Consider the following 19,332-nt stretch of genomic DNA (forward strand, 5'->3'; position numbering starts at 1 on the left):
GACTTGCTGTTTAACTTATTATAACATAATTAGTATGTTATTTAAAATCTTTTTATAAAAAAACAGGCCGCAAAATGCAGCCTGTTGATTGTCATTTATTGTATTCTTCGGAAATAACCGCTTTTCCCGCTTCAAGGGATTTTTTAACTTCCAGAATTCTCTGATTTTTGCTTCCTCTGAAACGAAGCAGAATATTTTTTTGTTCTAATATGAAAGGACCGTCTACAAGGTAGTCACATTCCTTTAAAAGCTCCATCCACTGGGGATTTTCTTTTGAACCCTCTAAAAGCTCTTCAAAGGTGTAGCCTGTGTAGGTGAAAACATCAAATCCGGCTTCGTGGGCAAGCTTTCCGAGATAGCTCAAAGCCTCTGCCTGACAGAAAGGCTCGCCGCCTGAAAAGGTAAGACCTTTCAAAAGAGGGTCTTTTTTTGCCTCTTCAATAAGTCTTTCAGGCTGTGCGTCGTAGCCGCCTTCAAAATCCCAGGTTTTTGCATTGTGACAGCCTTTGCAGTGATGGGGACAGCCCTGAACAAAAACTGTCATTCTTATTCCCGGGCCATCCACTATGGATTCTCTTATAACTCCTGCAAGTCTTAAGGTGTGCTGTTTTTCCATAATCAGCCGATCTCCTCAGCACATTCGCAGGTTCCGAGGCTGTGTTTAACTCTGTCGTGAACCTCGGCTTTTTTAGCGTTGTTGAAGCGGTCAACAGTTCCTACAAGGTAACCTGTAATTCTTCTTATTCTCTCAAATCCGATGCCGCTGTCGCCTTCTTTTCTGCCGCAGTGAGGACAGGTTTCGCCGATAATACCTGTGTGTCCGCAAACAGGGTCACGGTCTACTGGGTGGTTTATTGAGCCGTAGCCGATACCGCATTCCTTCATGTATCTGATAACCTGCTCGAAAGCCTCAAGGTTTTCGGTTGGGTCACCGTCAAGCTCAATGTATGAGATGTGACCGCCGTTTGTCAGATTGTGATACGGTGCTTCAATCCTGATTTTCTCAAAAGCTGAGATGTTGTAATATACAGGTACGTGGAAAGAGTTTGTATAGTAATCTCTGTCTGTAACTCCAGGAATAACACCGAAACGCTCTTTGTCTATTCTTACAAATCTGCCTGAAAGTCCCTCGGCAGGTGTTGCGATAAGGGAGAAGTTCAGGTTGTACTGCTCGCTTGCCTGGTTCATTCTCTTGCGCATGTAGCCTACAATTTCAAGGCCAAGACGCTGAGATTCCATGCTTTCGCCGTGGTGCTTTCCAGTAAGGGCCTTAAGGCACTCTGCAAGTCCGATAAAGCCGCAGGTGAGTGTTCCGTGTTTCAAAACCTCACGAACTGAGTCATTAGGGTTAAGCTTTTCGCTGTCTATCCAAACGCCCTGTCCCATAAGGAAAGGATAGTTTTTAACGAGCTTCTGACACTGAATTTCAAATCTTGCAAGAAGCTGGTCGATAACAAGGTCAATCATGTTGTCCAGCTGCTCAAAGAAGAAATCAACATTTTTATTTGCAAGGATAGCAAGTCTTGGCAGGTTGATAGAAGTAAAGCTGAGATTTCCTCTGCCGTTTACGATTTCTCTTGATGGGTCATAGTGGTTTGCAATAACTCTTGTACGGCATCCCATGTATGCGCACTCTGTTTCCGGATGTCCCTCTTTGTAATACTGGAGGTTGAAAGGTGCGTCAAGGAAAGAGAAGTTCGGGAAAAGACGCTTTGCGGAAACTCTGCATGCAAGCTTAAACAAATCGTAGTTAGGATCGCCCGGGTTGAAGTTTACGCCTTCCTTAACCTTGAAAATGTGTATAGGGAAGATAGGTGTTTCGCCGTTTCCGAGGCCTGCTTCTGTGGCAAGCAGTACGTTTTTCATAACCATTCTGCCCTCAGGAGAGGTGTCTGTGCCGTAGTTCAAGGAGCTAAAAGGTATCTGAGCACCTGCACGGCTGTGCATGGTGTTGAGGTTGTGTACAAGAGCCTCCATAGCCTGATAGCAAGCTCTGTCTGTTTCTTTTTCAGCGTGTCTGAATGCAAATCTCTGAAGCTTTCCTGCAAGCTTTTCGCCGTACATGTCTGTTAAAATCTTTATTTCTTCATCCATGTATACCTTGCCGTCCTCAAGCTTTGGCCACTGTCCGCTGATTTCCTCAGCCTTGTCGCAGATTTCCTTGCCTGTGTTTATAGCGTCATCATCGTCGCAGAGCAGTTCAATTGCACGTGCAAGGTTCTGTCTGTAAATTCTTCTGTATGTTTTTGCAACGCCCTTAGCCATGCCGTAATCAAAGTTTGGAATACTCTGACCGCCGTGCTGGTCGTTCTGGTTTGACTGAATTGCAATACATGCAAGAGCGGAGTAGGATGCAATGTCGTTTGGCTCACGGAGATAGCCGTGGCCTGTGCAGAAACCGCCGTCGAAAAGCTTTATAAGGTCAATCTGACAGCATGTTGTGGTGAGTGTGAGGAAATCCAAATCGTGGATGTGAATATCTCCGTTTCTGTGAGCCTTTGCGTGCTTTGGATTTAAAATATACATCTCATAGAACTGCTTAGCGCCCTCAGAACCGTATTTGAGCATAGTTCCCATTGCTGTATCGCCGTCGATATTTGCGTTTTCACGCTTTATATCATTGTCCTCAGCAGGCTTAAATGTCAAGTCCTCATAGATTTTCATGAGCTTTGTGTTCATCTCTCTGATTCTGGTTCTTTCAGAACGATAGAGGATGTACTCCTTAGCTGTTCTTGCGTGACCGTTTTCGATAAGAACCTTTTCAACTGTATCCTGTACATGCTCAACAGTAGGTTCTGTCTGGTGTTCCGTATTTTCAAGATAATCACATACCTGAACAGCCAGGTCCTTAGCCGCCTCGTAGTCATTGCCGCCGATTGCCTGAGCTGCCTTGTAAATAGCCTGCGATATCTTTTCTATATCGAAGGGAACGGATCTGCCATCCCTTTTTATGATTGTTTTTATCATTTTTCCGCTTCCTCTCTCTATATATTTTTATTTTTAGAAAACCTCAACCATAATTTGTGGTTGAGATTTATTTTTAACACAATATGTAGTATTAAAAAAGCCAGCTTGTTAAGTATAGCCCATATATTGCCGTTAGTCAATGGGGATTTTAACGGTTTGGTAAAATTGACGATTTTTAATTATCAAAAAGCATGTGTTTTTAAAATAGTACCAAACTTTTTTCTCTACAAAATGTGCTATAAAAATAAATTGTCACAATATGTAGTGTTAAAGTGTGAAATTCCCCGAACCCGAAAATCGAAATTAAATACATTATAGCACGAGGATTACCCTTTGTGTTTCCCCAGGAGAATGAAATAAGATTTAACATGAAAATACTGTGAAAAATCAGTCAAATGAAAACCACCTGCATTTCCGGGGAAATACAGGTGAAATAATGATATTGAATATAAAACTATTATAATAATTAGCAACCTTCAACATTTCCGGATTTTACAGCGTCAAACTCGTCTGTAATTTCTTTTCCGGGAGCTTTTGTTGCAAGGGAAACTATAATCATAGCTGCGGAAGCCAAAATAAATCCTACAACCAGAGAATAAAGTCCTGTAGCATCGCCCAAAGTCTGACCGTTTATAAATGGAATGTAATCCCAAACGATAATTGTCAGAGCACCGATTGCCATTGCGCTTACTGCTCCCTGCAAATTTGAACGTCTCCAGAACAGTGAGAAGATAATAACAGGACCGAAAGCGGCACCAAAGCCTGCCCATGCGTTTGAAACAAGTCCCATGATACTGCTGTTAGGGTCAAGGGCAATAAATGCGGCAACTATTGCAACAACTACAACAGCAGCTCTGCCCACTGCAAGGGATTTTTTGTCGCTTGCATTTTTGTTGATTGTGCCTCTGTAAAGGTCTTCTGAAACTGCGGAAGCGGTAACGAGAAGCTGGCTGTCAGCTGTAGACATAACAGCGGCGAGAATACCGCAGAGGAATACACCGCCGATAAAGAGAAGCAGATAATTGTTTGAGAACAGCTGCTGAATAAGCTTGATGAATACTGTTTCCTGTGTTGAAGCATCAAGCTGTGTGGTCAAGAATCCTCTTGCCACAAGACCTATCATACATGCGGCGCCAAGTGAAAGGATAATCCAAACAATAGCGATTGTTCTTGATTTTTTAACTTCAGCTTCGCTTTTGATAGCCATAAATCTTACAAGAATGTGAGGCATACCGAAGTAACCCAAAGCCCAGCCAAGGTTTGAAATAATGGAAACCACGCTTACAGGTGAACCGTCAGCATTTTTCATAAAGTTGAGATAATTCTCAGGATTTTCAACACCGTTTGCAACAAGTGCATCGTGGAAACCTGTGTTGTATGTAAGCATGCCGTAAGCCAAAATCGGAACAGCAAGGATTGCGATAAGCATCATGAAGCCCTGAACCAGGTCAGTAGCACATACAGCCTTAAATCCGCCCATAAATGTGTAAACAAGAATAACAACAGCGGCAACAACAAGACCATAGATATATGTGCTGTTAAATCCATCTGTTGAGCCGTCGGAAAAAACAGTTGCAAAGAGCTTTGCGCCTGAGCTGAAAGCGGATGCCGTGTAAACTGTAAAGAAAATAGTGATAATTACAGATGATACAACCTGGAGAATACCGGTTTTATCGTGGAAACGGTTTTCAAAGTATCCTGGGATTGTCAAAGCGTTGTTAGCTTTGATTGTGTAGCGGCGAAGTCTGCCGGAAACCAAATACCAGTTTAAAACCGTACCAATCAAAAGTCCTATAGCTATCCAGATTTCGCCGGTTCCTGCAATGTAAACGGCGCCGGGAAGACCCATCAAGAGCCAACCGCTCATGTCGGAAGCCTGTGCGGAAAGGGCCGCAGTCCAGCTGCCGAGATTTCTGCCGCCCAGGAAGTAGTCTTCGTTTGTCTTTGTGTTTTTTACATAGACAGCACCGATGACAATCATAACTACCATATAGACGGCAAATGCGATTAAGATAATAATCTTATCCATTAAACATCTCTCTCCTTAAAAATATTTGTTTTCGGAAAAACACATAATCACATTTTATCAAAAAACTGGTATAATTGCAAATGTTTTTTAATTGTATATGAAGAAAAAAGGAAATAAATCTGAAAAAATGATGAAATAAAAGTCTTAAAAGGATTAAAAAAGCCAATATGCCAAAATCTTATTGATTTACCCAAAGAATGGTTATATAATATAATTAGGTAATTATGCAAATGCGGATGTATACATATATATAAATTGTTATTCATCATTATTGCAAGAGGTGTGTATATGAATTTCGTTAAAAGAACATGGACAGAAATAGATATGGACAGAGCCATACATAATTTTAAAACAATTAAAAAAGCGGCTCAGGGCAAAAAGGTTTGCTGTGTTGTAAAAGCTGACGCTTACGGACACGGAGCTGTGGAGCTTGCGGTTATGTATGAACAGCTGGGCGCAGATTTCCTTGCTGTTTCAAATATGGACGAGGGAAAGGAGCTTAGAAAATACGGAATAAGCCTTCCTATACTTATTTTGGGTTATACCCCGTCAATGTGTGCAAAGGAGCTTGCGGAGAATAATTTCTCACAGGCGGTATACGGCACAAAGTATGCTCAAAAGCTGTCCGAGCAGTGTGTTAAATATGGAGTTGAATGTAAGATACATTTAAAAATAGATACAGGTATGAGCAGAATAGGCTTTATGTGCCAGAGCTTCCCAAGAGATGAAAAAAGCATTGAAGAAGCTTATCAGGCGGCGACTCTGCCAAACCTTGTAACCGAGGGCATATTTACCCACTTTGCAGTTTCCGATGAAAGAGAAGAGGGCAAAGAGTTTACATTAAAGCAGTATGATAACTTTGTACATACAGTAAAAAGCCTTGAGGACAGAGGCATAAACTTTGAAATAAGACATTGCGCCAACAGCGGAGCTATTGAGGATTATCCGATGTTTGATATGGATATGGTGAGAGCCGGTATTATTCTTTACGGACTTTCTCCGTCTTCAAAGCTTAAAGACGCTTTGGATATAAAACCTGTTATGAAGCTTGTTACCTGCATTTCATATGTAAAGGAAATAGAAGCGGGAGCAACCGTAAGCTACGGAAGAACATTTACAGCAGATAAAAAGATGAAGATTGCCACAGTTCCCATAGGTTACGCCGACGGATATATAAGAAAATACGGCGAAGAGGGATATATGCTGGTAAACGGCAAAAAGGCAAAAATAATAGGCAGAATTTGTATGGACCAGACAATGCTTGATGTAAGCGGTATTGAGGATGTCAATATAGGCGATAAGGTTATTGTGTTCGGTGACGGCTCAAAGGGAGAGCCTACAGCAGACGACCTTGCACGCTGGTCGGAAACAATAAATTACGAGGTTATATGTATAATCGGCAAAAGAGTTCCCAGACTTTTTGTAAAAGACGGAAAAATAACGGATGTGATGTATAAATTATGAAATTACTTGCAGTTGACGGAAACAGTATTCTCAACAGAGCTTTTTACGGCGTAAGACCTCTTACAACAAAGGACGGACGTTTTACAAACGCAATATACGGCTTTTTGACAATGCTCAATAAAATAAAAAACGACACAGCGCCTGATTGTGTTGCTATAGCCTTTGACCTTAAAGCGCCAACTTTCAGACACAAGGCGTATTCCGGATATAAAGCCCAGAGAAAGGGAATGCCCCAGGAGCTTGCTTCTCAGCTTCAGCCCCTGAAAGATTTGCTCACACTGCTTGGATATAAGCTTGTAACCTGTGAAGGCTATGAAGCCGACGATATTTTGGGTACTCTTTCCGCAGAATGTGAGAAAGAGGGCTGGGAATGTGTTATAGCAACAGGTGACCGTGACAGCTTGCAGCTTGTATCTGACCTTACCACAGTGCGCCTTGCCGCAACAAAGCAGGGAACAGCTACTGCTATTATTTATGATAAGGAAAAAATAATGGAGGACTATGGAGTATCTCCCCGTGAGCTTATTGAGATAAAGGCAATTCAGGGCGATACATCCGACAATATCCCTGGAGTTGCGGGAATAGGACCCAAAGGCGCCGGCGACCTTATTAAAAAATACAAAACCGTTGAATATATATACGATCACCTTGATGAGCTTGATATTAAGGACGGAGTAAGAAAAAAACTGGAAGCCAGCAAGGATAACGCAATTTTGTCAAGAATGTTGGGCGAGATAAACAGAGAAGCGCCGATAGACAAAAAACTTGCAGATTACAGCGTTTCCGGAGGCGATGACGAAAAAGCCGCAGATTTTATGGCTGACTTGGAGCTTTTCTCACTTATAGAAAAGATGGGCTTGAGAAACAGCGGAGTAAAAAAGGAAGAGAAAAAGAAAGAAAAGGAAAAATTAACCTTTAGAGATTGCTTGTCCGAGGAAATCGATGTTAAAAATGTTTTCGGCAAAGACGAAAAGGATATTTTTATAACATATATAAAAGAAAGCAAAACATCTCCGGAGTGCATATATGCATGTAACGGTAAAGAGGTGTACAGACTTTCTGTGGAAAAGCTTTCCGATTTCTCACAGCTTGAAAATAAAATAGTAGCCTACAGCAGTAAAGAGATTTATTCTTTCCTTGATAAAAACGGAATAGATAAAAATAGTATTATATTTGATATAACGTTGGCGGCATATCTCTTAAATCCCTCATCAACAGACTATTCAGTCAGCAGACTGTGCGAGGAATATAAGGTTGAGCCGGCGAAAGCTGAAGCAGAGGATGAGGTTTTGCAGTTTGTATGTGAAAACGGAACATTGCCTGATTTATATGAAAAACTGAAATATGAGATTTCAGACAAAAATCAGGAAAAGCTTATGTATGAAATCGAGCTTCCTTTGTCAAAGGTTTTGGCAAAGATGGAAAACGTGGGCTTTGCCGTGGACAAAGAAGGAATAGAGAATTACGGCAGAGTTATAAATGAAGAAGTGCTTTCAATTCAAAATCAGATTTACGAAGAGGTTGGATATGAGTTTAATATAAACTCACCAAAACAGCTGGGCGTTGCACTCTTTGAAAAGCTGGGACTTCCCGCAAAGAAAAAAACAAAGAGCGGCTACAGCACCAACGCCGACGTTTTGGAGGATTTGAGAAAATACCACCCTGTAATAGATATGATTTTAAAATACAGAACACTGGCAAAGCTTAAATCAACCTACTGCGACGGACTTTTAAAGGTTATCGGCGATGACGGAAGAATACACACAAACTTTAATCAGACCGAAACCAGAACAGGAAGAATAAGTTCAACAGAACCAAACCTCCAGAATATTCCTGTTAGAACTGAGATAGGTAGGGAATTAAGAAGATTTTTCTGTGCCAAAGAGGGCTGTGTCCTTGTGGATGCCGACTATTCCCAGATTGAACTGAGAGTTCTTGCAGATATTTCAAAAGATGAAAACATGATGCAGGCGTTTAAGGACAACGAGGATATTCATACAGCTACAGCCTCACAGGTTTTCAATATGCCCAGAGATTTTGTAACTCCAATAATGAGAAGCAGAGCCAAAGCGGTAAACTTCGGAATAGTTTACGGAATAGGTGCTTTTTCACTTTCAAAGGATATAGGTGTTACTACAAAAGAAGCTTCTAACTATATTAAAGCATATCTCAGCCATTACAGCGGCGTTGATAAATATATGCATGATGTAACCGAAAAGGCGAAAGAGGACGGCTATGTTGAAACAGTTTTCGGCAGACGCAGATATCTTCCTGAGCTTAAAACAGGCAACCATATAACAAGAGCTTTCGGTGAAAGGGTTGCCAGAAATATGCCTATACAGGGAACAGCGGCGGATATAATCAAAATTGCCATGATAAGGGTTGACAATCGACTTCAGGATGAGGGACTGAAAGCAAAGCTTATTTTGCAGGTTCACGACGAATTGATTGTCGAAGCTCCTGAAGAAGAAAAGGAAAAGGTCAGCGCAATTTTGAAAGAAGAGATGGAAAACGCAGTAAGTCTTTCCGTGCCCCTTATAGCCGATGCGGCTATTGGCAAAACCTGGTATGATGCAAAGGGCTGATAACTTGCAAATACTGAATTTTTTAAGAAAGCATAAAACTGCCAAAAGTAAAAAGGTGATGGTAAATATGGCAGAAAGAAAGACAAATATTAAGAATGTAGTTTTTATCTGCACCGGCAACAGCTGCCGCAGTGCAATGGCTGAGGGGATTTTTAAAAAGCTCTGTGCAGAAAAAGGCTATGACATAAAATGCAGCAGTGCAGGAACTGCCGCTTCCTCCGGATACGGTGCTTCAAAATATGCTATTGAAGCCTGTAAGGAAATCGGTGTGGATATAAGCAGACATAAATCACAGGGTATATACGGTGTAGATTTAAAAGAAGTAGACCTGTTCTGTGTGGTTTCAATGTACCACGCAGATATCCTGATGAGTATGGGAGTTCCTCAGAATAAAATTTTTGTAATGTCAAGGGAAAAGGGTGGAATAACAGACCCGTTCGGCAGTGATCTAAATTTTTACAGAGCCTGCCGTGACGAGATAGTTTCCGTTCTCACAGACCTTTTGGAAAAGCTTTGATATATGAATATAGTTATTGAAAAGGCAAAAGCCTGTAATTTACAGGAAATTGCAGATATTGAAAAAGAAATTTTTTCAACTCCTTGGTCACTTAAAAATATAACGGACACTTTTAAAAATGAAAACAACTGTTTTTTTGTGGCAAAGGATTTGGAAAGCGGCGAAATAGTGGGTCATATCTGTCTTGAAACGGTTTTAGACGAGGGAATTTTGACCTCTATAGCTGTCAAAGAAAAATATCGAAACAAAGGAATAGCCAAAAAGCTTATGGACTCTTTTATAGATGAAGCTAAGAATAGAAATATTGCATTTATAAATTTGGAAGTAAGAGCTTCAAATGCGCCGGCTATTGCTTTGTATGAAAAATATGGTTTTGAAAAAGTGGGTACAAGAAAAAATTATTATTCAAAGCCGACGGAAGACGCCTTGCTTATGATGTTAAATTTTTAACAAATACTAAGGCGCAAAATGAGAGGAAGTGTAATATGAAAATACTTGCAATAGAGTCATCCTGCGATGAAACAGCGGTTGCAGTTGTTGAGGATGGCAGAAATGTGTTGTCCTCGGTAGTGGCAACACAGGTAGAAGAACACAGACTTTACGGTGGAGTTGTGCCTGAAATAGCCTCAAGACGTCACGTTGAAGCTATTGAGGGGGTTACAGCAGAGGCGCTAAATCAAGCCGGTGTGACAATGGATGATATAGAAGCCATTGCGGTGACACATGCTCCGGGACTTATAGGCGCACTGCTTGTAGGCGTAAACTTTGCAAAAGGACTATCTTTCGCAACCGGCAAACCACTTGTTCCGGTACATCATTTGAGATCCCATATAGCTTCAAACTACATATCCCATCAGGATTTGAAGCCGCCATTTCTTTGTCTGGTTGTTTCAGGTGGACACAGCCACATTGTTATGGTTGAGGACTATACAAAGATGAAAATAATAGGCAGAACCCGTGACGACGCCGCAGGAGAGGCTTTCGACAAGGCGGCGAGAACAATGGGAATGCCATATCCGGGCGGAATTGCAATGGATAGAGTAGCAGAAAAGGGAAATCCTTTAGCTTACAAGCTTCCAAGGCCGACAGTAGACGGTTGTCTCTATGATTTCAGTTTTTCCGGACTTAAAACAGCCATAATAAACTTAATACACAATGCTTCACAAAAAGGGGAGACACTTCCTGTAGAGGACTTGTCAGCATCTTTCAGATATGCAGTTGTTGACTGTCTTGCTACAAACTTTATTAAAGCGGCAAAAGACTTGAATGTTAAAACATTGGTGACAGCAGGAGGAGTTTCTGCAAACTCATTGCTCAGAAGAAGGCTGGAAGAAGACTGCGAAAAAAACGGTTTTGCTCTTTATATGCCGGACAAAAAGCTCTGCGGAGATAACGGGGCAATGGTTGGCTCTCAGGGATATTATGAATATTTAGATAAAAATATTGCAAATCTAAGTCTTAACGCAGTGGCTACACTTCCTATAGATTACAGATAATATTTTGTTTAATACACACGTTAATAGGGTTAATGTTTCGGTAGATACTGATAATTGTAACTAATATTTCTTTTCTATTATCAAAAATAACCATTTGTAAAGATGATATGAAAAGGAAATATTTACAAAGGTTCAACCCTTAAAAATGCAGGATTTAAAATTAAAACGTGCATTTTATCTTTTGTGATAAGGCTGAGTTCACATATTTTTAATGATTTTTATCTATTGCTACTAAAAAAACGGAAGTAAAGTCAGCATAATTCGACCATTATATTGATTGATAAAGATTTGACAATGTGATATAATGTTTAAGGTATAAAAACAAAATTTATATATACTTTTTACCATTTAAAGGTAAACTCTCGAAAGGGGAAACAAAACAATGACAAACAACAAATCAGTTTTGGCTTGGCTTGATGAAATGAAAGCCCTCTTGACACCTGATGAGGTAGTATGGATTGACGGCAGCGAAGAGCAGCTCGAGTCACTCCGTGCACAGGCTTGTTCAACAGGCGAGCTTATTAAGCTTAACCAGGAGAAACTTCCAGGCTGCTACCTTCACAGAACTGCTGTGAACGACGTAGCTCGTGTTGAGGACAGAACATTCATCTGCTCAAGAAAAGAAGAGGATGCAGGTCCTACAAACAACTGGAAAGACCCTCAGGAAGCATACAAGATGCTCTTTGATATCGCAAGAGGCAGCTATAAGGGCAGAACAATGTACATTATCCCTTATTCAATGGGCCCAATCGGTTCACCTCTCGCACAGATCGGTATCGAGGTAACAGATTCTATCTATGTTGTACTCAACATGGCTATCATGACCCGTGTTGGTCAGGCTGTTCTCGACGTTCTCGGCGACAGCGAAGACTGGGTTAAGGGACTTCACTCACGCTGCGACATCGACGCAGAGAAGAGATATATCTGCCACTTCCCAGAGGACAACTACATCATCAGCGTTAACTCAGGTTACGGCGGAAACGTTCTCCTCGGCAAGAAGTGCTTCGCTTTGAGAATTGCTTCTTACCTCGGTAAGAACAATCAGTGGATGGCAGAGCACATGCTCATCCTCGGAATTGAGAACCCACAGGGCGAAGTTAAGTATGTATCCGCTGCATTCCCATCAGCTTGCGGTAAGACCAACCTGGCTATGCTTATTCCACCAGAGGGCTATACTTCAAGAGGCTACAAGGTATGGACAGTAGGCGACGATATCGCATGGATGAGAAAAGGCCCAGACGGCAGACTTTATGCAATTAACCCAGAAAACGGCTTCTTCGGCGTTGCTCCTGGTACAAACAAAAAGTCAAACCCAAATGCTCTTGCTTCAACTCAGAAGGGCACAATCTTTACAAACGTTGTTCATAACCTTGATGACAACACAGTTTGGTGGGAAGGTCTTGACAAGAATCCACCAGAGAACGCTGTAAACTGGAAGGGCGAGCCATGGAACGGCAAGACCGCTACAGAGAAGGGCGCACATCCAAACAGCCGTTTCACAGCACCTGCAAAGAACTGCCCATGCATCAGCCCAGAGTTTGACTCAACAGCAGGCGTTCCGATTTCTGCTATCATCTTCGGCGGCAGACGTGCTCAGACAACTCCACTCGTATATCAGTCAAGAGACTGGAATAACGGTGTATTTGTAGGTTCAATCATGGCTTCCGAGACAACAGCAGCTGCAACAGGTGCAGTAGGTGTTGTTCGTCGTGACCCAATGGCTATGCTCCCATTCTGCGGTTATCACATGGGCGACTACTTCAAGCACTGGATCGAGATGGGCGAAATCCTCGGCGATAAGGCTCCAAAGATCTTCAATGTAAACTGGTTCCGTCTTGACGACGAGGGCAACTTCCTCTGGCCAGGATTCGGCGATAACTTCCGTGTACTCGAGTGGATTATCGACCGTTGCGAGGGCAAGGCAGATGCAGTTGAAACTGCAATCGGTTATGTTCCACATGCAGACGACATCAACCTTGATGGTCTTGATATGGACAAGAAAACTCTCGAAGACATCCTCTATGTTGACAACGCAAAGTGGCTCAAAGAGGCTGAGGGTATCGAGGAATTCTACAAGAAGTTTGGCGACAAGCTCCCAGCAGAGCTCAAGGATCAGCTTAACAGCTTGAAAGAAAGACTTTCAAAGTAATTTAGTTTAAGATTACTTTATAATAAACAAAGGCGTATGGTTTATACCATGCGCCTTTTGTAATATGAAAATTTAAATACAGAAAATAAAACCCTTCCAACCGAATTTAATTGTTCAGTTGGAAGGGTCATTTTAATTAGTTAACAAACAACTTAAAACGATTATCAGCCTTTAATAAGTTTAATCTGAATAAGTGTTGCGTCAATGACGGTGATTTTACCGTCTTTGCTTACATCAGCATACTCTTTATGGAAGCCTGCTGTCTGCTCATATCTTCTTGAAACATAGTTCTGAATCATTGTAGCGTCGTTGATATCAATTCTGTGGTCGCAGTTTACATCTCCGATTTCATATTCCTGACCGCCGTCGGAAGTGAAGTTGAAGGTATATGTCTTCTCAGATGCAACTGAACCGTCCTCAGCTACTACCTTTACAACTGTCTTTCCTGGAACAGAAGTTGCAGGAACAACTGTTACGGAAGCGTTGTTTGTAACCTCGAATGTAACCTCAGGAGCCTTTCCTGATACAGAAATATTGTATTCTGTAACTGATGGGTCAAACTCTGCAAAGTCAGCTCCGCCAACTTTTACGTTGGTAATTTCATATGTAGACTTCTCTACAACTTCCTTACCGTAAAGCTCGATTTCAGTAACACCGATTGACTTATTTGTTCTGCACTTCATGTTTACTCTTACAATGCAGGTTTCAACAGGTTCAAAGGTGATTGTTGTCATTTCGCCTGACTTAGCTTCTGGTTTTCCGCCTACGTAAGTTACTTCTGTCCAGTTAGCGTCGTCGTTGAATGGATGGTCAGCAATGTTTGCAATGTGACCTCTTGGGTTGTTAACTCCGTTAGCAGATTTGCTTGGAAGTTCGAAATCAAGAGGACCTGTGTAGTACTCAATCTTGTAAGACTCTGGAAGCTGAGTTGCTCCGCTGTCGCCTTCTGTAAAGAAGCCTACCTTCATTGTATCAACATAGTTTTCTTTAACATCGCCTTCATGAGCCATGATAACGCCTACCCAGTCACCGCTTCTTGCAGTTCTCTGCCAGTTACACCAGATGTTCTTGCCTTCATTATCTGATGTAGCGAAGGAAATACTTCCGTCGTTGAGTTTTTCAACTCTGTCAGTTGAACCGGCTTCATCGTTTGTAAATGAAGCAACTGCGAATGGGAGTTCGTAACCGTTTCTTGTCTGATAGTAGTTAGCACTCTGAGTAAGGTCTGTTTCAGTAACTCTTACCTTTGCTGTAACAGTATATTCAGACTCGTTTACTGTTGCTTTACCTTCAACTGTTACAATTGTATTGTCCTCAACGCTGAAGTCTTCAGATGTATAGGAGTTCCAAGTAACATTTGCCTTAACGCTTGTTCCGTCGCTGTAGTAAGCATTTACAGTAGCAGGCAATGCAGGAACTACACCTTTCTGTGTAGCAAGTGTCAATGTATCAAAGGTTGTGATGTCTTTTACAGTTACAACAGCTTCAGGACGGAGTGTCTGTCCTTCTACTGTACCTAAAACCTTAAATGTGCCGTAATCAGCGTAGAGTGACGGGTCAATTTCATCCCATGTAACCTTTACATTTCTTGGGAAGCTGTCTTTTACGTTTGCAACAACATACTCAGGAAGAACAGGAGCCTGGTTAAGCTTTGTTGTTACGTTTACAGGTTCGTAAGATTCAACAACTACTTCAATTTCGCTGTCAGTAATTGTAATAGTAACAGGTTCTGATTTGAATGTGCTGCCCTGATACTCACACTGTGCTTCTAATGTAACTGTACCCTTCTTGACTGCATAGATTTCTTTGTCTGCATTGTTTATAGAAATCTCGCCGCCTTCAGCAGATACCTGATTGATTGTAGCGTTTACTGTGTTTCCGTCAGCCTGTGAACCATCCTCATATACAGCCTTAATTTCATATTTAAGAGTTGCATTTTCAGGAGCTGTTGTTGGGTCTACAGTAAGAGTAAGTCCTGTAAGCTTGATAGGTTCTTTCTCGAATGTGATTGTGTAATTGTTTTCTGTTTTTCCGTCCTCAGAAACTACTTTTACAACTGTATTTCTGTCAATAGACATTGCAGGTACGACAAATACATTTGCATTCTCTCCGGCTTCTGCTGTTATTTCCGGAATATCATAAGGATAAGCAACCGGAATTGTGTAAGAATATGTATCAGGATTGAAGCCCTCAAGAGCCTGACCGTTTACAGAAAGGGAAGTGAGCTTTGCAGTTGTTCCAACGTCAACCTGAGTTCCCGCTGCATATGCTTCAAACTCAATAACACCAACAGGATAGTTATTGTTTCCGCTCTTCTGTGGATAAAGTTCAAGTTTCAATGCTGTTGTATTAACAGGTGTAAATTCAAATCTGTTGATTGCTGAAGCTTTAAAATCAGCCAGTTTACCGATAGACTGATTTTCTACAGGAGTCCAATCTCCGTTTGCATCTTTATAGTAGATTATAGCTTCGCTTGGGAGCTTAGTAGCACTGTCTGTGTAGAAATATACACCTGCTGCACCGATGTACTTGCTTTCGTTAAAGTTGAAAATGAGGTAATGACTTGGGTTGCTGTTGCCGAAGCCGCTGCTTGTCCATGTTGTCCATCTGCTGCTAAGGTCATAGCTTCCGTCAACAGTCTTGCTTGCAAGGTCAGTACCCTGCTGATAGGAATATTCTACATTAACGCCTCTTGCAACATTTGTATCAAATACAAACTGGTCACTTACTCTCAATGTAAGTTTTGCAGTAAGTCCGTCATAGCCCGCAACTTTACCGTTTATTTCAACAGTACCTGTCTGAGCTACGTCTTCTGATGTGATTTCCTTATCCCATGTTACATTTGCAGACTTTGTGCTTCCGTCTGAGAAAATAACCTGTACAGTTTTTGGCATTTCCGGAATTACGCCTACAGCTGTTGCAATTGTGCTGTTCAAAATGCCAATAGCGCCTATAGCTGTAATTTCAATTGTAATTTCAGCGCCTGTTTCTGTAACTGTACCCTTTACAACTGTGATGCCTGTTTCAGAAATTTCAGGAATTTCATCCCAAGTAACATCCATCATCTTTGTTGTTACGCCGTCAGCATAAACAGCCTCAACCTGTGAAGGAAGAACAATCTCTTCACCAACGATAGCTGTAATGTTCTTTACGTTGTAACCGAGGATATCTGTAGGTTTAACGCCCTCAGCTGTTGTGTATACAGTTGTGGAATCGCCGTTAAGACCTGAAGAAGTTGCGTTGATTGTGAATGAACCTGCATCCTTTGTGGACTGAACGATAACAAGAGCCTTGCCGTTGAAAGCCTGTCTCTGCCATGTTCCGTTTGTATCCTTGTAACGCTCGTGGCTTGCTGCGTTTCCGTTGTCAACACCAACGATTTTACCGTTGCCGCTGATTGTGAATGTAATGTTGTTGTCGGCTGTAGGAACGAAGTTTCCGTTTTCGTCAACAACGTCAACCTGAATGTAAGAAAGCTCTGTGCCGTCAGCAGCAATAACCTTATCTTCTGCTGTAAGTTTTACAGAAGCTGGGGAAGAGGCAGTTGTTATTGTTTCAACAGCAACCTGTTCGCCGTTTTTGTCGTAAGCTACAGCTGTAAGTGTGCCGGGCTTGTAGTCCATTCTCCACTCAAGCCAGAGGTCACCGTCAGCTGTGCGCTGATACTCGTAATCCTTATTGTCTATAGCGTCAGGATCGTCCTTATGAGGTGTAACAGCTACAAATGACTGCTTCTCGCCAACCAATGTGCCGTAACCTTCCTCTGTGCTTCCTGCTTCCTTGAAGTAAAGTTCAACGGATCTTGCATTTGTATAAACTCTTACAGGAATTTTTCCGTCAGAGCCTGTTACCTTTGCACGTTTTGCTTCATCCTCCCAATTCCAGTGAGGAAGAATATGAACCATTGGATTATCCTCTACAGAAGTCCACTGGCTCTGATAGAGATAATATGAGTCTTTTGCAAAACCAGCTGTATCAACAATACCAAAATAAGAGCTCTTAGGAGGTGTTGTTGTACTCTGGTTCCAAGGAGTAGGCTCGCCTATGTAGTCAAAACCTGTCCATACGAATTCACCGGCAACGAATTTTCTGTCCTGATGATAAACAAGGCTTTCGTGAGCTGTTCTGCCCCAAGGAACACAGTCGTTATCATAGGAGGACTGCTGGTATTCAGGGTGAGAACCGGAGTCACCTTTCTGAATTACATCAGGATGAGCGTACTCTCCACGGCTGCTTGTAGCTGATGCAACTTCAGAACCGTAAATTAGGTAGTTAGGATATGCCTCGTGGAAAGCATCATATCTGTGCTCACTGTAGTTAAGACCCATTGTATCAATGGTATCAAATACCTGCTGGATGTATGAACCCTGCTGGAGATTGTTGCTTGTGTCACTCATGTTGCTTCTGAGTTTGTCCTCACCGATAGTTGTATATCTGGTGTCGTCCATCTCTTTAGCCCATTTCTGGAGATTTTGAGCAGTTGTCAAGCCGGACTGGGAAGTAGTGTTTCCGATTTCGTTACCAAGTGACCACATAATGATTGAAGGGAAGTTTCTTCCTCTCTTTATCATCTGCTTGAGGTCAAATTCTGCCCAAGTCATATTTGCTCCTGCGTCAGGGTGTGTAGCTTTCTGATTAAAGAAACGGCCGTAATCGTAAGTTTTCTTTCCTGTCCATGTGTCGAAAGCTTCTTCGATTACCATAAGTCCCATCTTATCGCAGATTTCCAAAAGCTTGTCATCTGCCGGATTGTGGGTTACACGGATTGCATTTACACCCATATCCTTCATTATCTGCATTTGACGTTCAATTGCAGTATAGTTTGCAACTGCGCCCAAAGCGCCCTGGTCATGGTGCATGCAGACACCGTTGAGTTTAATCCACTCTCCGTTGAGATAGAAGCCGTTGTCAGTAGTGAATTTTATCCATCTGAAACCGAAACGGCTGAAATATGTATCGACAACATCTTCTCCTACAAGAACTTCTGTTTTAACCTGATAAAGGTTTGGAGAGTCAACTGACCAAAGCTTTGGTGATGAAACGGTGAGGTCCTGAGTGAAAGAAGAGGTTTTTCCGGCAGCTATTTCCATGGCTTCTGTTGTAGCCGGTTCGTTTACTGCGTTGCCGTCCATATCTACAACTGTGGAACGAACGGATACTGTTGCAGTATCAGCAGTGTCGTTTACTATGTCAGTAATAACATGAGCTGTACCTGTGCCGTTCTGATACTCAGTTTCAATATTTGGTGTTGTAATGTATGTGCCGTATCTGTCAACGTGAACCTTGTCAGTTACTGTCAAATGTACATCTCTGTATATACCGCTGCCTGAATACCAGCGGCTTGACTGAAGCTGGTTCACAACTTTTACAGCAATAACGTTTTCTGTTTTTCCATCGCATACTACTTTGTCTGTAATGTCATAGCTAAATGGCATATATCCGTAAGGGTAGTTGCCAACATAGGCGCCGTTTACATAGACTGTGCTGTCCATATAAATTCCGCCGAAATCAATTGAAATTTGTTTTCCTGCCATGGACTCAGGTAAAACAAAAGTTTTTCTGTACCAACCGGTACCTCCGTCAAGATAACCGCACTCGGAAGTTGCAGGGGAGCTGTAATCAAAATCAAATTCGATACTCCAGTCGTGGGGAAGGTCAAGTGTTCTCCATGAGGAATCGTCGTAGTCGATTTTTTCTGCTCCGGTATTTTCACCAAGTGCAAATTGCCAGCCTTCATTAAAATTAGTGCTTCTTTCTGTAGGTTCAGCACTCATTCTTACTGAGGCAGCTGTTTGTGGTTTGCTGTCATAGGTTTCTGCGGATGCGGAAATTGCAGCCATAGAAACTATCATAGAAACCGACAGCGATAAAGCCAGTATTTTCTTCATCTGTTCTCCTCCAATCGTTTTTTAGTATAATTAACAGAAATTACTGTCTAATCAAAAAGATTATATCATATTTTCAGCCATTATTCCATACTTTTTTTGAAATTTGTCACTTTTTATTCAGATTTACAAGATTTATTCTTTTTTATTTTATTTATATTAAAAGGAAATAACAGCAATATCGATAAAACAATTTAAGCTCATGTTTAATAATCATAAAAGTGTTTATAACAAAGCAAT

The 19,332-nt window shown here is 41.6% G+C and carries 10 protein-coding genes; 6 read left to right on the forward strand and 4 right to left on the reverse strand.

Annotated features, from left to right (window positions below; translation table 11 throughout):
* Positions 1-91: 91 nt before the first annotated feature.
* From nrdG to putP, 3 genes are all read right to left on the reverse strand, one after another.
* Complete coding sequence (gene nrdG, locus CGICJO_RS08795) at positions 92-616, reverse strand: anaerobic ribonucleoside-triphosphate reductase activating protein (protein ID WP_486498603.1); 525 nt, start codon at positions 614-616, stop codon at positions 92-94.
* A 2-nt stretch (positions 617-618) separates the two neighbouring features.
* On the reverse strand, positions 619-2,967 hold the full coding sequence (locus CGICJO_RS08800) for an anaerobic ribonucleoside triphosphate reductase (protein WP_486498604.1): 2,349 nt from the start codon (positions 2,965-2,967) through the stop codon (positions 619-621).
* 466 nt (positions 2,968-3,433) lie between these two features.
* Positions 3,434-4,996: a sodium/proline symporter PutP gene (putP, locus tag CGICJO_RS08805; RefSeq protein ID WP_087375828.1), complete on the reverse strand. Its 1,563-nt coding sequence runs from the start codon at positions 4,994-4,996 to the stop codon at positions 3,434-3,436.
* A 288-nt stretch (positions 4,997-5,284) separates the two neighbouring features.
* Here putP and alr point away from each other — a divergent pair, with 288 nt between their 5' ends.
* The 6 genes from alr to CGICJO_RS08835 all read left to right on the forward strand — a co-directional run bounded on the left by alr (position 5,285) and on the right by CGICJO_RS08835 (position 13,207).
* Positions 5,285-6,460, forward strand: coding sequence for an alanine racemase (gene alr, locus CGICJO_RS08810; protein ID WP_486498605.1), 1,176 nt, complete (start codon positions 5,285-5,287; stop codon positions 6,458-6,460).
* Positions 6,457-9,045, forward strand: a complete 2,589-nt coding sequence (gene polA, locus CGICJO_RS08815; RefSeq protein ID WP_486498606.1) for a DNA polymerase I — start codon at positions 6,457-6,459, stop codon at positions 9,043-9,045. Before alr ends, polA begins: the two co-directional genes overlap by 4 nt.
* A gap of 67 nt (positions 9,046-9,112) precedes the next feature.
* Positions 9,113-9,562, forward strand: coding sequence for an arsenate reductase/protein-tyrosine-phosphatase family protein (locus CGICJO_RS08820; protein WP_158096164.1), 450 nt, complete (start codon positions 9,113-9,115; stop codon positions 9,560-9,562).
* 3 nt (positions 9,563-9,565) lie between these two features.
* Entirely contained in the window at positions 9,566-10,012 is a 447-nt protein-coding gene (gene rimI / locus CGICJO_RS08825; RefSeq protein ID WP_087375832.1) for a ribosomal protein S18-alanine N-acetyltransferase, read from the forward strand.
* A 35-nt stretch (positions 10,013-10,047) separates the two neighbouring features.
* Positions 10,048-11,058, forward strand: coding sequence for a tRNA (adenosine(37)-N6)-threonylcarbamoyltransferase complex transferase subunit TsaD (gene tsaD / locus CGICJO_RS08830; RefSeq protein WP_486498607.1), 1,011 nt, complete (start codon positions 10,048-10,050; stop codon positions 11,056-11,058).
* Between the two features lie 382 nt (positions 11,059-11,440).
* Complete coding sequence (locus CGICJO_RS08835; protein WP_486498608.1) at positions 11,441-13,207, forward strand: phosphoenolpyruvate carboxykinase (GTP); 1,767 nt, start codon at positions 11,441-11,443, stop codon at positions 13,205-13,207.
* Between the two features lie 164 nt (positions 13,208-13,371).
* On the opposite strand, the gene CGICJO_RS08840 is transcribed toward CGICJO_RS08835, so the two are convergent.
* The gene (locus CGICJO_RS08840) at positions 13,372-19,095 is read right to left on the reverse strand and encodes an Ig-like domain-containing protein (RefSeq protein ID WP_486498609.1); all 5,724 of its coding nucleotides are present in this window, start codon (positions 19,093-19,095) and stop codon (positions 13,372-13,374) included.
* Positions 19,096-19,332: the final 237 nt, after the last annotated feature.

It is taken from the genome of Candidatus Limousia pullorum (assembly GCF_057405065.1).

Bases quoted from the DNA above. Each gene is read 5' to 3' on its own strand.
- nrdG (WP_486498603.1), bottom strand. From the start codon at position 616: ATGGAAAAACAGCACACCTTAAGACTTGCAGGAGTTATAAGAGAATCC.
- CGICJO_RS08800 (WP_486498604.1), bottom strand. From the start codon at position 2,967: ATGATAAAAACAATCATAAAAAGGGATGGCAGATCCGTTCCCTTCGAT.
- putP (WP_087375828.1), bottom strand. From the start codon at position 4,996: ATGGATAAGATTATTATCTTAATCGCATTTGCCGTCTATATGGTAGTT.
- alr (WP_486498605.1), top strand. From the start codon at position 5,285: ATGAATTTCGTTAAAAGAACATGGACAGAAATAGATATGGACAGAGCC.
- polA (WP_486498606.1), top strand. From the start codon at position 6,457: ATGAAATTACTTGCAGTTGACGGAAACAGTATTCTCAACAGAGCTTTT.
- CGICJO_RS08820 (WP_158096164.1), top strand. From the start codon at position 9,113: ATGGCAGAAAGAAAGACAAATATTAAGAATGTAGTTTTTATCTGCACC.
- rimI (WP_087375832.1), top strand. From the start codon at position 9,566: ATGAATATAGTTATTGAAAAGGCAAAAGCCTGTAATTTACAGGAAATT.
- tsaD (WP_486498607.1), top strand. From the start codon at position 10,048: ATGAAAATACTTGCAATAGAGTCATCCTGCGATGAAACAGCGGTTGCA.
- CGICJO_RS08835 (WP_486498608.1), top strand. From the start codon at position 11,441: ATGACAAACAACAAATCAGTTTTGGCTTGGCTTGATGAAATGAAAGCC.
- CGICJO_RS08840 (WP_486498609.1), bottom strand. From the start codon at position 19,095: ATGAAGAAAATACTGGCTTTATCGCTGTCGGTTTCTATGATAGTTTCT.